At 62.8% G+C, this 13,255-nt stretch carries 10 protein-coding genes; 3 read left to right on the top strand and 7 right to left on the bottom strand.

What is annotated here, in order from left to right:
- Positions 1 to 8 precede the first annotated feature (8 nt).
- From K1X71_05590 to K1X71_05580, 3 genes are all read right to left on the bottom strand, one after another.
- A complete protein-coding gene (locus K1X71_05590) occupies positions 9 to 1,406 on the bottom strand; it encodes an efflux RND transporter periplasmic adaptor subunit (protein MBX7072600.1) in 1,398 nt (465 codons plus the stop codon).
- Positions 1,407 to 1,430: 24 nt separating this feature from the next.
- Positions 1,431 to 1,889: a MarR family transcriptional regulator gene (locus K1X71_05585; GenBank protein ID MBX7072599.1), complete on the bottom strand. Its 459-nt coding sequence runs from the start codon at positions 1,887 to 1,889 to the stop codon at positions 1,431 to 1,433.
- Between the two features lie 235 nt (positions 1,890 to 2,124).
- Positions 2,125 to 4,563: a redoxin domain-containing protein gene (locus K1X71_05580; protein MBX7072598.1), complete on the bottom strand. Its 2,439-nt coding sequence runs from the start codon at positions 4,561 to 4,563 to the stop codon at positions 2,125 to 2,127.
- A gap of 199 nt (positions 4,564 to 4,762) precedes the next feature.
- Here K1X71_05580 and K1X71_05575 point away from each other — a divergent pair, with 199 nt between their 5' ends.
- Positions 4,763 to 5,983, top strand: coding sequence for a lactate racemase domain-containing protein (locus K1X71_05575; GenBank protein ID MBX7072597.1), 1,221 nt, complete (start codon positions 4,763 to 4,765; stop codon positions 5,981 to 5,983).
- Positions 5,984 to 6,113: 130 nt separating this feature from the next.
- Entirely contained in the window at positions 6,114 to 6,995 is an 882-nt protein-coding gene (locus K1X71_05570; GenBank protein ID MBX7072596.1) for an alpha/beta hydrolase, read from the top strand.
- A 12-nt stretch (positions 6,996 to 7,007) separates the two neighbouring features.
- On the opposite strand, the gene rnc is transcribed toward K1X71_05570, so the two are convergent.
- Positions 7,008 to 7,748: a ribonuclease III gene (gene rnc, locus K1X71_05565; protein MBX7072595.1), complete on the bottom strand. Its 741-nt coding sequence runs from the start codon at positions 7,746 to 7,748 to the stop codon at positions 7,008 to 7,010.
- Positions 7,749 to 8,051: 303 nt separating this feature from the next.
- Here rnc and K1X71_05560 point away from each other — a divergent pair, with 303 nt between their 5' ends.
- Positions 8,052 to 9,548, top strand: a complete 1,497-nt coding sequence (locus tag K1X71_05560) for a Do family serine endopeptidase (protein MBX7072594.1) — start codon at positions 8,052 to 8,054, stop codon at positions 9,546 to 9,548.
- A gap of 79 nt (positions 9,549 to 9,627) precedes the next feature.
- Here K1X71_05560 and K1X71_05555 read toward each other — a convergent pair whose 3' ends face one another.
- From K1X71_05555 to K1X71_05545, 3 genes are all read right to left on the bottom strand, one after another.
- Positions 9,628 to 10,980, bottom strand: coding sequence for a hypothetical protein (locus K1X71_05555; GenBank protein ID MBX7072593.1), 1,353 nt, complete (start codon positions 10,978 to 10,980; stop codon positions 9,628 to 9,630).
- A gap of 21 nt (positions 10,981 to 11,001) precedes the next feature.
- Complete coding sequence (locus K1X71_05550; protein ID MBX7072592.1) at positions 11,002 to 11,628, bottom strand: response regulator transcription factor; 627 nt, start codon at positions 11,626 to 11,628, stop codon at positions 11,002 to 11,004.
- Positions 11,625 to 13,255 (bottom strand): PAS domain S-box protein (locus K1X71_05545; GenBank protein ID MBX7072591.1); only part of this gene is annotated, 1,631 nt, incomplete at its 5' end. The genes K1X71_05550 and K1X71_05545, both read right to left, overlap by 4 nt.

Genomic DNA, 13,255 nt, shown 5'->3' with positions numbered 1-13,255 from the left:
GGCTGTCCCTATCGTCCCGAAGCGCCACCGCCGTTGGGCGATCGCAGTGGCTGGGTTTGATCGATCACGCCGCCGACCTTGCGGGGGTCGGTGACGCGAGACTCGTCGGATACAGTAATTCGCTTCTGTAGCTCGGCGGCGGAAATTGTGCGCACGATCGCCACCTCTTGCTGCGGGCGCAAGCGCTCGTTGCCTTCGACCACCACCGTTTGTCCGGGCCGCACGTCGCCAGTCACCTGAATCAGGCCGCCGCTGGCCACGCCGATCTCGACCGGCACGGTGCGCACTTTGCCTTGCTTGGCGCCGGCCGCGGCGTCGATCACATAGACCAATGCTTGCGGTCCACCCAGCACCACGGCGTCTTTGGGCACCAGCGTGGCCACGGTGGGCTGCCCGACCGGCAGCGTCACACGCGCGAACATGCCGCTCTTGAGCACCGGGGCCCCCGCGACAATGCGGTTCTCCAGTCGCACGCGCACCGGAAAGGTCCGCGAGCGCACATCGGCCTGCGCCACGATCACCGCCACCTCGCCAGTGAAGGTTTCATTCGGAATGGCGCCGATCTCCACCCGCGCCGGCGCGCCGATCTGTATCTGCTGGATATAGTCCTCCAGCACCAGCGCTTCGACATCGACCTTGTCCAGTTCGACGATGTCGACCACGGGATCGCCCGACTTCAGCCATTGGCCGACTTCGGTGTTCTCTTTGATGATGTACCCGTCGAACGGCGCCACGATCGTGTGCCGCTCAAGAATGTCCTCCAGGCGATGGGTTTCTTCCTCGGCGACCAAGACCTGCGCTTCGGCCTGCGCGATTTCCTCGGGGCGCGGTCCAGTGACCGCCATCTCGTAGGCGGCCTGGGCCTCGAGAAAGTCTTGTTGCGCCTTGATCGCCGCCGAAGTGGCGATGTCGAGCTCTTCCTGGCTGGTGGCGTGGCGATCAAAAAGCTGCTTGGTGCGATCGGCTCGCGATCGAGTGTAGCCCACCTGCGATTCGGCGCCGAGCATTCGCGCCTTGGCCTGTGCCACTTCCTCGGGTCGGGAGCCGTTCTTCAGTTCGGCCAGCTCTTGCTGGCGAAAAGCCAACGTCGCCTTGGCTGCTTGCAGTTGAATCTCGTACGTCTTGGTGCGCACCTGGCACAGGGGTTGATTCTTGGCGACGCGGTCCCCCTCATTGACCATGAAATCGAGTACTCGGCCATCGACGGCGCTGCCCACGGTGCTCTTGCGCAAAGGCGCCACGGTGGCGACAAAGCTCTTGCCGCTGGCCACTTGCTGCTCGACTGCTTGCGAAACGGCCACGTTCACCGGGCCCGGCGGCTGGGACCAGGCCGGCGTGGCGAACCCCAACACCAGCAGCGCCACGGCGCCAACCGTGAATTGCCGTGTTCTGTGAATAACTCGCATATCCCTACTTCCTTTGGCCGCCATCTAAGCGACCTCTGTTTCGATTCGTTGCGGCGCGCGCATGTTGTCGAGCACGTCGGACAACAGCCGCTTCAGGCGCTCGCGATCCGCGGGCGCAAAGCCGCGTGTGGCCCGTTCGCGCACGCGGCGCGCGCAGTTCACACCTTGTTCCCAAACGGACTTTGCCTTGGGCTTGGGATAGACCACCCGCTTGCGGCGATCTTCGGGGCAGGTGCGCCGGCCGATGATTCCGTCGCGCTCCATGCGCGCTAAGACACTGACCAGCGTGGCGGGTTCAATGTCCATGCGATCGGCAAGTTCCGATTGCGGCAGCGGGCCTTCCAACGAGAGCCACGCCAGTACTTGCCATTGGCGGTGCGTAATGCCGTGTGGCGCCAACTCTTCATTCAGCGCGCGGTGCATGGCATGGGCGGTCATCGCCACCCAGTAGCCGACACTCTCTTCAAAGTCGTACTGCAGCATCGAATTCGGCCCCCTCGCGCCGATGCTTAGATATCTAATGATTCTTTCCCATAGTCTAGATGCGTTGGCCCGCGGAGGCAAGTTGCCATGCGCATCCCCAGTTAGCAGGGATGCTTAAGACCATGGACCGCTGCGACATCGCGCAATGTGCGCGTTGCGGAAACTGTTTGCCGCAATAACTCTACAGCAAGTTTGGCTGTGCGCTCGACGACGAGTTGAAGGGCGTCGCTCTCAACTACTCCAAAGTCGGACCCGCCGCCTCGGTGGTCTTGCCGCCGACGCGCCACGCCGATACGCCGTCGATGCTCGACACGATCAGGGCTGGCGCATCGTCGATGCGCGCCACCGCCAGCCCGGTGAGTTGCGCGCCATGATGAAAGCGATCGACCAGCCTGCCGTCGCGATCCAGAATATGAATCGAACTGTCGGCGGCGGCCACCACCCATTGTGCGCGATTCTCGACCAGTGGTCCCCAAGTCACGTTCTCGATCGGTTGCTCGTGCAAGCCCGCCGGCAGATCGTAACTCCAAAGCTCCTTGCCTTCGGAGTCAAAACCCACGAGCACGTCGCGGCCTTCGTCGACTGGCGACAAGGCGCATAGTTCGCTGGCGCCATCGCCATCCAAATCGGCCGCGTACACCGCGCGTAAAAAGCGTTTGTCGACGGCGATCTCTTTTTCCAGCTTGCCGTTGAGGTCAATCACCGCCAGTGTGCCGCGACCATGGGCCGCTAGCAGCTTGGCCGCCGACCCGGCGGCCAGCACGGCCGGTGTGACGCGATAGACATTTTCCATCTCGCCAGCGGTCCAGCGACTGGTTCCCGATAATTCGAGCAGTTCCACACCCCGCGTTCCCCAATAGCCGATGGCCAGCTCCGGCGTTTGATCGGCGTCGAGATCGGTGAATGCCACGTCGGCCACTTCGGCGTCTGTGCCGGCCGGATGTGTGAGCAGCTTGCTAAATGTCTCATCGAACAGGTGCATTTGCTTTTGCGCGCTGGCCGAGCCGACATAGCGGCGCGCGCCATCGGGCAGTTGCGCTACGCGCAGATAACTGACCACGGTCATTTCCGGCGTCGGCAGTTCCTTGCGCTCGACCAGCCCGCCTTGCGCATCGAGCCGGGCGACGCCGCGCCAGCCCTCGTTCACCAACAACTCCGTGGCGCCCTCGGGCGTGGTGGCGGGCCACACATTGCCGGGCTGCTTGAGCTCGGTGTTGTTCCAAAGTTGCGTCAGCGTCAAAGTGCTTGGCTCAGAGCGAGAGGCGATCTGCGCCTTGATTTGTGGCGTCGATTCACCAGTTGGCGCGGGGGCGCTTAGCTCTGCTTCGTATTGCGATTTGCGCCTTTCATAGCGGGCCAGCGCGTCGGGATGAATGTCGGTCCCGGCCAGCAGCTTGTCGACACGAGCGGGCAACTCCTTGGCCAACTCAGGATTCATGCCCAACTCGTTGTCCTGAATTGTTCCGTCGGGTCCCAGGATGAACAGATTCGGGATTCCCTCGACCTGAAAGGTCTTGGCCGCCGTCTGGTCCAGGTCGCGCGCAATCGGAATCTCGAGCCCCGCCTTGGCAAAGGTCTCTTCGATGGTTTGCGGCGTGACCTCGGTCTGATCGAGACTCACCGCGACAAACTCCACGCGATCGTCGTCCTTGTACTTCTCGTACACCTCCTGCAGGTGTGGCAGATTCTCCAAACACGGCCCGCACCAGGTGGCCCAGAAGTCGACAATCGCCACCTTGCCGGCCAGCGACTCGCGCGTGACGGGCGTGCCGTCGAGCCGCTTGAACTCGAAGTCGCCAACTTTTTCGCCCAGCAACTTCGAGGGCTGTGGCGGCGCCGGCATTAGCGGTCGCAGATCGAACTGCGCCACCAGCTTGGCGTCGGCCGGTGTCTCGAATCGAAACGCCACGTCCTCGATCTTGGTGTCGAGCTTGGCGCCTTTGAGGTCGGCCCAAAGTTGCAGCCCGCTAATGGGGCCACCCATCTGAGATTCCAAGTGTTTCTTTAGCTCCAGCGTCGGAAACTCGATCCGCCGCAGCACGCGCGTGTTCTGACCGATCCAAAACAGCAGCTCGCCATCAGGCCGATCGATCTGTATCCGGTCGCACAACTCGTCTTCGATCGTGGCGCTGTCGAGTCGTCGCGCGGGCTTGGCCCCCTCGGTCACTGACTTCAAAAAGTCGCTGGTCAGCAACAGCGCCAACTGCGGAGAACTGCCGGCAATCTGCTGTGTCAGTCCTTGCCGCAACGCCTCGTCGGCATACAGCGCTTCGAGCGTCATGGTCTCCGGCGCCGCCGCCTCCAGCACTTGCTTATCGAGATCGGCCACCGTGGCGCGCAGTTTGTCGCCGTCGCAAACCGCAATCACGTTGTAACAATGCAGACGCAGCTTATTGGGCCGCGCCAGCGCCACGGAAAAGTCGACGCGCTCGTCGACTTGTTGCTCTTCGCCCATGGTGAATTTGAGATGCAGCTCGCCAGAGTCGGCATATGTCTTGGCGCTCTGATACGCCATCGTCATGTCGGCCAGCACCTGATCGGCCGATAGCTTGGCGCTAGCGTGGGGCGCGGGAGTCGCGCTGTCGGAGCAGCCCGCCACCCAAGGCAAAATCGCCGCGGCCGCGACGGTTCCTAACAACCAATGCCAAAGAATGACGACCGAGCCGCGATTCATACTCACTTCCTTGCGATAAACTGACATGGGCGCTGGCGCGCCTGAAAAGGCGGCGGCATTATTCTCGCCCCTTTGTTCGACGTAAAGCTCGATTCTTGACCCCCCGATTCGCACCCCGATATGATGGCCGCCTGTGGCGGGCGACCCAGCCTATGGTGTTGCCCGCCTTTGCTTTTGGACGAACCAGTTGGCACTTGGCATGCAGTTGGACTTGCGATACGGAAATGGCGCCTCGCTGGGCCTGGAAATCGACGACACCGCGCTCGTGGCTGACTATTCCCAGCCCCGCGTCGCAAATCTGCCCGATCCTGGCGCCGAGACGTTGCTAGCACTGGCCAGCCCGCTCGAATTTCCTTCGCTGGACCAAGCGGTCACGCCTGGCGATATGGTGACCATCGCGATTGGCGGCGGTGTGCCGCGCGCCGCCGCGCTCGTGCGTCCCATTGTCGACTTGTTGCTACGGTGCGGCGTCTCCGCCGACTCGATTGTCGTGCTGCGCAGTCCGGCCAATGTGCAGCGGGGGGCGGAGGATCCGTGTGCGGAACTGCCCCCAGAGGTCCGCGGCGCGGTTCAGTCGTTGATTCACGACCCGAATGATCGGAGTTCGCTGGCCTATCTGGCGGCCACGGCCGACGCGCGGCCGATCTACCTCAACCGCGCGTTGTGCGACGCCGATCTGGTCATTCCGATCGCGGCCGCGCAAAGCGGCCCCGCCGATGGCGCCTATGGCGGCGGCCTGTATCCCACCTTCTCGAACCAAGAAACCCAAAAACGATATCGCAACCCATTGCTCCGAGATGCCGACTCCGAGGTGGCCGCGCGAGCCCGCAGCGAAGCCAACGAGGTCGCCTGGTTGCTTGGCCTCCTGTTCGCGATCCAGGTGGCGCCGGGCGCCGATGCGGGCATCGCCGCGGTCTTGGCCGGAAGCTATGAGAGCGTTTGCCGTCGAGCGCGCGAGTTGTCGCTGGAAATCTGGGATTGGCCAATCGAACGGCGGGCCAGTCTGGTGGTGGCGGCCGTGGATGGCGGCGCCCCCGAACAGACTTGGGAAAACATCGGGCGCGCGCTGGCCGCCGCAAATCGGGCGGTGGTCGACGAAGGCGCCATCGCCATTGTGTCGGACTTGGCTGGCGATCCTGGGCTGGCGATCCAGATGTTGGCTGAAATAGAAGATCGGCGCGCGGCCCTGGCGGAGATCAAGAAGCAGCGCCCCGACGATCTAGTGCCCGCGATTCAGTTGGCCAAGGCGGCGGCGCGTGCTCAGGTGTACTTGCTCAGCCATCTCGATGAGGCGCTAGTGGAGCGCCTGGGGTTGGCGCGGGTGGACGAAGCGCAAGACGTGGCCCGGTTGGCCCGCCGGCATCGCTCCTGCACGGTGCTAGGCAGCGCCCAACATGGCATGCCGCGCGTGGCGGACTAGCGCCCGTCAGCGGTCAGTCGGCAATTCAATTTCCCTTGCTGCCGCGTGCATTGGCCAGGCGGCGGATATACACTCTCGGTCAGTTACCGACGGTCCGTGTGACATTCAAACTTTGACAGAGTTGCACTCCATGCGTATTCCATCGATTTTTGGCGCGTTGTGTGTTTTAGCCTCGGTCGCGTTTCAACCCCTTGTCGCCGCGCTGGCCGATGAGCCGCCGGCCGACGTCGAACTTCGCAAGAACGTCGTCTACGGCAAGGCGGGAGACGAGGAGCTCACCCTGCATCTTGCCCGGCCGAAGAAGATTGACTCTACGCTGCCAGTCATCGTCTACATTCACGGCGGCGGTTGGCGCGCCGGCAACAAAGACGGGCATCTCGACGAGATCCAAGCAGCGGCCCAACGTGGATATATCTCGGCCAGTGTCGGCTATCGCTTTGCCCCGGCGCACATCTTTCCAGCGCAGGTGGAAGATGTGAAATGCGCGATTCGCTACCTGCGCGCCAATGCCAAGGAGTTGTCGCTCAATCCCGAGCGCATCGGCGCCATCGGTTACTCGGCGGGAGCGCACTTGTCGATGATGCTCGGCACGATGGATTCGGCCGACGGACTGGAGGGGAGCGGCGGCTCGCCAGACCAATCGAGCAAGGTGCAGGCGGTAGTGGCCTATTTCGGTCCCACCAACTTCAACGTGCCCTATCCCGCGCAGTCGACGCCAATCGTCGAGCAGTTCTTGGGGGGCTCGCGCGAGGAAAAGGCGGAAGCCTACAAACGCGCTTCGCCAGTCACTTATGTCAACGAAGGCGACGCGCCGACTTTGATTTTCCAGGGCACCAAAGACATTCTTGTGCCTTTTGAGCAGGCGTTCGACATGGTGACCGCGCTCACCAAGGCGGGTGTGCCGGGACGCGCGGAGTTGCTGTTTGGCGTTGGTCACGGATGGGGCGGCGAGCAAATTGTTCGCACCCAAGAAGAAGCGCTGGACTTCTTCGACCAGCATTTGAAGAAGTGACGCCGTGCGACGTCAATCAGAGGGAAACGGCACCGGGTCGCCCGCCAGTTCCGACAAGGCGTTAAGCGCGGCCCGTTGCTCGGCCTCCTTCTTGTTACGTCCCCAGGCGGGATGGTAGCGATTGCGACCGATCTGGGCCGAGATCTTGAAGCACTTGCTATGATCCGGCCCCTTTTCGTCCAGCAACTGGTAGGTGGGCGTCATGCCGTAGTCTCGCTGGGCGATTTGCTGCAACATCGACTTGTAGTTGCCGCCGTGATCGCCGCCAGCCGCCGCTTCGATTTCTGGCGTCACATGCCGTTCGATAAACTCGCGCGCCGCGGCGTCTCCGCCGTCCAGGTAGATCGCCGCCACCAGCGACTCGAACACGTCGGCCAGTAGCGACGACGGCAGCGTGGCGTGCGACGTCATCCCTTTGCCAATGATCAAGAACTCTTCCAGACCCAGCGCCTGGCTGATCTTGGCGCACGTCTGCCGGCTGACCACCACCGACTTGATCTTGGTCAGTTCCCCTTCCAGGTGCTCGGGATAGCGGCGAAAGAGCATTTCGCACACCACCGCGCCCAAAATGGCGTCGCCCAAAAACTCCAGCCGTTCGTTGCTGGCCAGGCGATGCTGCGCGCCAGAGGCATGCGTCAGCGCCGATCGCAACAGCGACCGACTGCGAAACTCATAGGCAATGCGTTTTTCGCAGCGGTCAAATTCAGTCGTCAGCCCGGGAGCCGGTTCCGTGGGGTCGAGCGCCCGGGTCATGGGCAGGGCCTTGGGTAGGGATGAGCGGCACGTTTTTTGCGGCTGTAAAGCTATTGCAGCATACCACTTTTGTCAATCAACGCGAGCGGTGCAAGTATTTGCCGGCGCCAGTTGCGATTGTGTTAATTTTGCCATGCAAGAAAATGTGCCCCACCCGCACTGTCTGTCTAGTGAACACAGTCCCCCAACGCGTCGTAGCAGTATTCGAGGGACTTGTAATCTTAGGTCGCGGCCACGGAAAGGCGCCAACGGCGCAGTCGGACGCGGCTCATCACGTTTACTTCTCGGAAGGAGCATTCGCACATGAGTTTCGTTCGCAACAATCGCTTTGGACTGCCGGCCATCTTGCTGGCAGCCACCCTGGTCGCCGGGGGAGCATGGCGTTGGACGACTGCCGATGAAACCGCCGGCGCCAAACCGCAAGACGTGTCGCAGGCCAACGCCTTGTCGCGCGCCTTTCGCGATGCCGCGCACGTCGCCATCCCCACCGTGGTCACCATTCGCGTGACCAGCAAGCCGCAGCAAATGACCTCGCAAAGCGGCGAGAACCCCTTCAAAGGCACCCCCTTTGAAGACTTCTTCAACAACGAAGACATGCGGCGCCAGTTCCAACAGCCGCGCCGCAGCGGCGTTGGCTCGGGCGTCATCATCGACAAATCGGGCATCATTCTGACCAATAATCACGTGGTCGAAGACGCCGACGAAGTCACCGTCGAACTGAACGACGGTCGCGAGTTCAAGGCCACCGATGTCAAGACCGACCCCGACACCGATCTCGCGGTTGTGCGGATTAGCGGCGCGGGCACGCTGCCCGCCGCCAAGTTGGGCGATTCCGACGCGCTGGAGATCGGCGACTGGGTCATCGCGGTCGGCAGCCCCTTTGAGCTCGACACCACCGTGAGCGCCGGCATCATCAGCGGCACCGGGCGCGAGCTGGCCTCGGTGCGGCGCGCTCAGTTCTTGCAAACCGACGCGGCGATCAACCCGGGCAACTCCGGCGGACCGCTGTTGAACCTTGATGGCGAAGTGGTCGGCATCAACACCGCCATTGCCTCGAACAGCGGCGGCTACCAAGGCATCGGATTCGCCATACCGGTCAACACCGCCAAATGGGTGACCAAGCAGCTCATCGAGAAAGGCTCCGTCGATCGCGCCTACCTCGGCGTCAAGATTGGCGAGGTCAATCGTGAGTTGGCCGCGCAATTTGGCGTCGAACGCGGCATCGGCGTCCTGGTCGCCGACGTGATTCCCGGCACTCCCGCCGCGGATGCGGGCTTTGAGACCGGAGACATCATCACCGCCTTCGCGGGCAAAAAGGTGAGCGATCCGCACGACTTGCAAGCTTTGGTCGAACGCGCGCCGTTCGACAGCCAGCAAGAAGTGACCGTGCTCCGCAATGGCGAACCGGTGAAGCTCAACGTCACCGTCAAGCGGATGCCCAAGGACATGGTCGCGCAGGAGGAGCATGGTAGTCCGTCCGCGGAGCCGAAGAAGACTTACGCTAATTCAAAATTAGGCGTTGGCGTGAGCGATCTGGGCGCCGAGGAAGCCGAGAAACTTGGCTATAAGGACATGACCGGCGCGCTAGTCACCAGCGTCGATGAAGGCAGCGTGGCCGCCGACAAAGGAGTTCGCGAAGGAATGTTGATTCGCCGCGTGGGCAAGACGGCGGTCAGCAACCGCGCTGATTTCGAGAAGGCGATCGAGGCCGCGTCGGTCGACGAAGGCGTACTGCTGTTGGTGCGCGATCCGCAGGGCAACCAGTTCTTCGTGGTGCTCAAACCCGGCGACGAATCCTAACACGATTTGTTCCGACAACCTGACCCTTTGTGCGGGCTCCGAGTCGAAACGCTCGGGGCCCGCTTTGATTTTTTTTGCGCTAGAAGCCCAGACCGGGCCCAGTCAGCGCCGCCGTGCCCACCGTGCCGTCTGTGATCTGGAACATGGCGGGATAGCGATCTTCCCAGCCGCGATTTCCGGCCGGGCAGTATTGCCGGCCATTGCCTTCGATGGCGCTGACGGTGGGGATTCGCGCCGCCAGCGCCGCCGAATGTAAGAACGAGGCGCCGGGACAGGTCAGATCTTGCACGCACAAGAACAGACCGTATTTCTGAGCGGCCGCTCCCATCAGGAGCGCTTCGGAATGTCCCTTGCACGCCTTGAGCGCCACGCCCGAGTAGCCCATCTCGCGAGCGGCGTGCAGACTGTCGAGATCGACCAACGATTCGTCGATGACGACCGGCTTGAGCCGGGCGGCCGCGTGCATTCGATTGGCGGGGTTCGCGCGCAAGTCGCGATGCGTGGGCTGTTCGATGTATTGAATGCGCCGGTAGGCGTCTGGCGATCGAGCATCCACTTGCGCTAGAAATTCGAGCACGTACTCGACGCTGTCGCACTTTTCATTGAAGTCGACCGAGTAATTCCACTGGTCGCATCCCCGCTTCGCTTGCACGACCATTGCCGCCGCCTCGACCCGGCACACGCGATCGACATCCCACTCCAAGTCGTCGCCGGCGAGCTTGATCTTAAGGTGTGTCAGACCATCGGCCGCGATCCAGTCGCCCAGCGTCTCGGGCAGGCCGTCGCCAATCGGGCGCTCGATGTCGGCGGTGGTCAATGGATCGAGCGCGCCCACCAGGTGATAGAGCGGCATCCGTGGCTTCGGTTGCCGCAGTGTGTACTGGTCCAGCCACTCGTCGTGAAAGTCGTCATCGAGAAACGCAGTCAGATCGGGTCCGACATATTCGCGACCGAGCAGGTCGAAGGCGTTTTGTCGCAACGCGCGGCCAAAAGCGTCGTGAATGGCCGCCTCCAACGGACTGGCGGCCACAAGCTGCGCGAGTCGTGGCATTGGCTCGGCGAGCGCCATTTCGGCCGCCACCCCCCGCGCCTGCGCGCCATGTTGCAGCGCCAGCGCTTGGCACAGTTCCAGCGGATGGCCCGTCTGTCGATGGTCGTTGGCCGCGGCGACGCAGCGCCGCCCAAAGGCCTCCATCGCCGCCAGTGTCTGGTCGGTGGCGACTAACTTGGACGGCCAAGCCCACACGTTGCCCAGCGGCATCGAGCCACGCCCTAGGCCGCGTTGGCCGGCGCGCGTCTCCACTTCGACCTCGACGTTCAGCAGCAGCGCGTCGGTCACCACGCGTCCGCCAAATTTGATCGGAGCGCGATAGGCGATGCGCTCGGTCGTCGCCGCCGCGCTACACAGGCGAATGTCGGTCGGCAGCGGCAAAGGCAATACCTCGCAGTCGCGCTAGACGAGACCGCGGCGAACAGCCCATACGGCCGCTTGCGTGCGATCCGAAACTCCGATCTTGCGGAGCACATGTTGTACATGCTCCTTGACCGTTTCGTAACTGATGCGCAGCGCTTGGGCGATTTCCTTGTTTGTCAGCCCCAGCGCGATCTGGCGCAGCACTTCGGACTCGCGCTTGGTGAGCGCTACCTCGACATCCGGCTCGTGGTTGGGCAAAGAGCCCGACACGCGGCGCAAATCTTCACGCGACCACAGCGAGTCTCCCGCAGCGGCGCGGCGAATGGCCGCCACAATGTCGTCGCCGCTTGAGCCCTTGAGCAAATAGCCGTGCGCGCCCAGCGACACGGCGCGCGCGATGTAGGTGGGGTTGTCATAGGTCGACAAGATCAGCACGGCGGTTTCTGGCTGATGCTTATGTAGCTCAGCGAGCGCCGTCAGCCCATCGCCGTCTTCCATGCGCACGTCCATTAACACCACCTGGGGCTGTAGCTCGCGCGCGAGGCGCACGGCCTCGTTGCCACTGGCGGCTTCGCCCACGACAACGATGTCCTTGTCGATCAGCAAGGCTTTCAGACCCGATCGCACCACTTCGTGGTCGTCAACGATCATCACGCGCGTCGTCATGCGTCTGTCTTTCTGATCCCCTGGCGAAGCGGATAGGTGACCGGAAGCTCAACGAACACGCGCGTTCCCTTGCCGGGCACGCTTTCCACCCGCGCTTTGCCGCGCAACAGCCGTGCGCGCTCGCGGATGCCTTCCAGTCCAAAGCGGTTCTCGACGACCTGGCTAGCGTCGAAACCGGCGCCATAATCGCGCACTTCCAAAGAAAGGCGATGTCCCTCCTGAGTCAGAGTCACTTCGGCTCGCTCGGCGCCGGAGTGCCGGCGAATGTTGTTCAAGGCTTCCTGGACCATGCGATAAATCGTCCCTTCGAGCAGCGAATTCATGTGCTTGGCGTCGATGCGATGGCGAAAGTCGACCTGTAGCGGCCCGGCGCCGACCTGCTCGTTGATCAGGTATTCGATCGCCGCCACGATCCCTTGCTCGTCGAGAATCGGGGGCCGCAAGCCGCTAATGGCGCGGCGCGCGTCGTCGATGGTGGTGCGGAGCAACCGCAGCACGCGCTGAAATTCCTCATCGGCGCGCGCCGGGTTGCGCTCGCGCTGCTGATAATATGCTTCCAGGTGCAGACGCGCGCCGGTCACGTCTTGCACGAAGCCATCGTGGATTTCGTAGGCCAAAAGTTGGCGGTCGCGCTCATGGGCCAAGAGCATCTGTTGTAAGAGCCGCTGCTCCGCCTGAAGCTGCTCGTGCGCCAGTCGCCGCTCGGTGATGTCGCGAAAAACTGCCACGCCGCCACGCAGCTTTCCCGTCTCGTCCTTGAGTGGGCAGCCGCTGATGCTCAACCAAACGCCGCTGGGTCCGCCGACCCGGTCTAAATACAACGGCACATCCACGGTCGATTCACCGCGGATCGCGCGCACCAGCGGCAATTGCGTGTGTGGATAGGGAGTAGTCTTGTCGGGCATGTACAGCCCGTAAATACTCGGCCAATCCTGCGGAGGCGCGTCGACGGCGCCATTTCCCAAAATGCGCTCTGCGGCCTTGTTGAAAAGTAGAAACTGACCCGCAGCGTCCGCCACTGCCACCCCATCGCCGATGCTATCCAAGATCGCGCGCAAGATGCGCGTTTGTTGCAGCAATTGATCTTCCACTAATTGCCGCGCGCCAATCTCCTGCCGCAGCCGTTTGTTGGCGGATACCAGTTCGGCCGTTCGCGTGGCGACGCGCTGCTCCAACTCGGTGTGAGCGCGTTCAAGCGCGGCATGGGCCTCCACTTGCTCGGTGACATCGACGCCCACGCCCCAACTGCCCCAGCCGGGGATGGGAAAACGCCCCGAAAGATTCGACCATGCCACCGTCCGCACCGTGCCGTCCTTGGTGCGCAGCGGCCACGCCTGATCGCGAAAGTAGTTGCCCAAAGTCTCCCACTCGCGCACCGCCGACTGATGATGTTCGGCGCTGGGTGAGATCAGTTCTTGAGCGCGCGGATTGCCCACGATCTCCGTGGCGCTGTAACCGCTGACACGTTCGCATTCGGGATTCCAGACTACAAAATCCAACTGCGGCCGCGCTTGCGAAAAATCGGGCACCTGCGCCAGCGCGCACATCATGAACGGCATGTTCTCAACGACCGCCCGCATCCGCGCTTCGCTGTCGCGCAGCGCTTGCACCGAGCCGGTGCGATCGA

The organism is Pirellulales bacterium, from assembly GCA_019694455.1.
Lineage (GTDB): Bacteria > Planctomycetota > Planctomycetia > Pirellulales > JAEUIK01 > JAIBBY01.
Note: the sequence above shows the minus strand (reverse complement) of the source record. Positions and strands in the feature narration are given on the sequence as shown.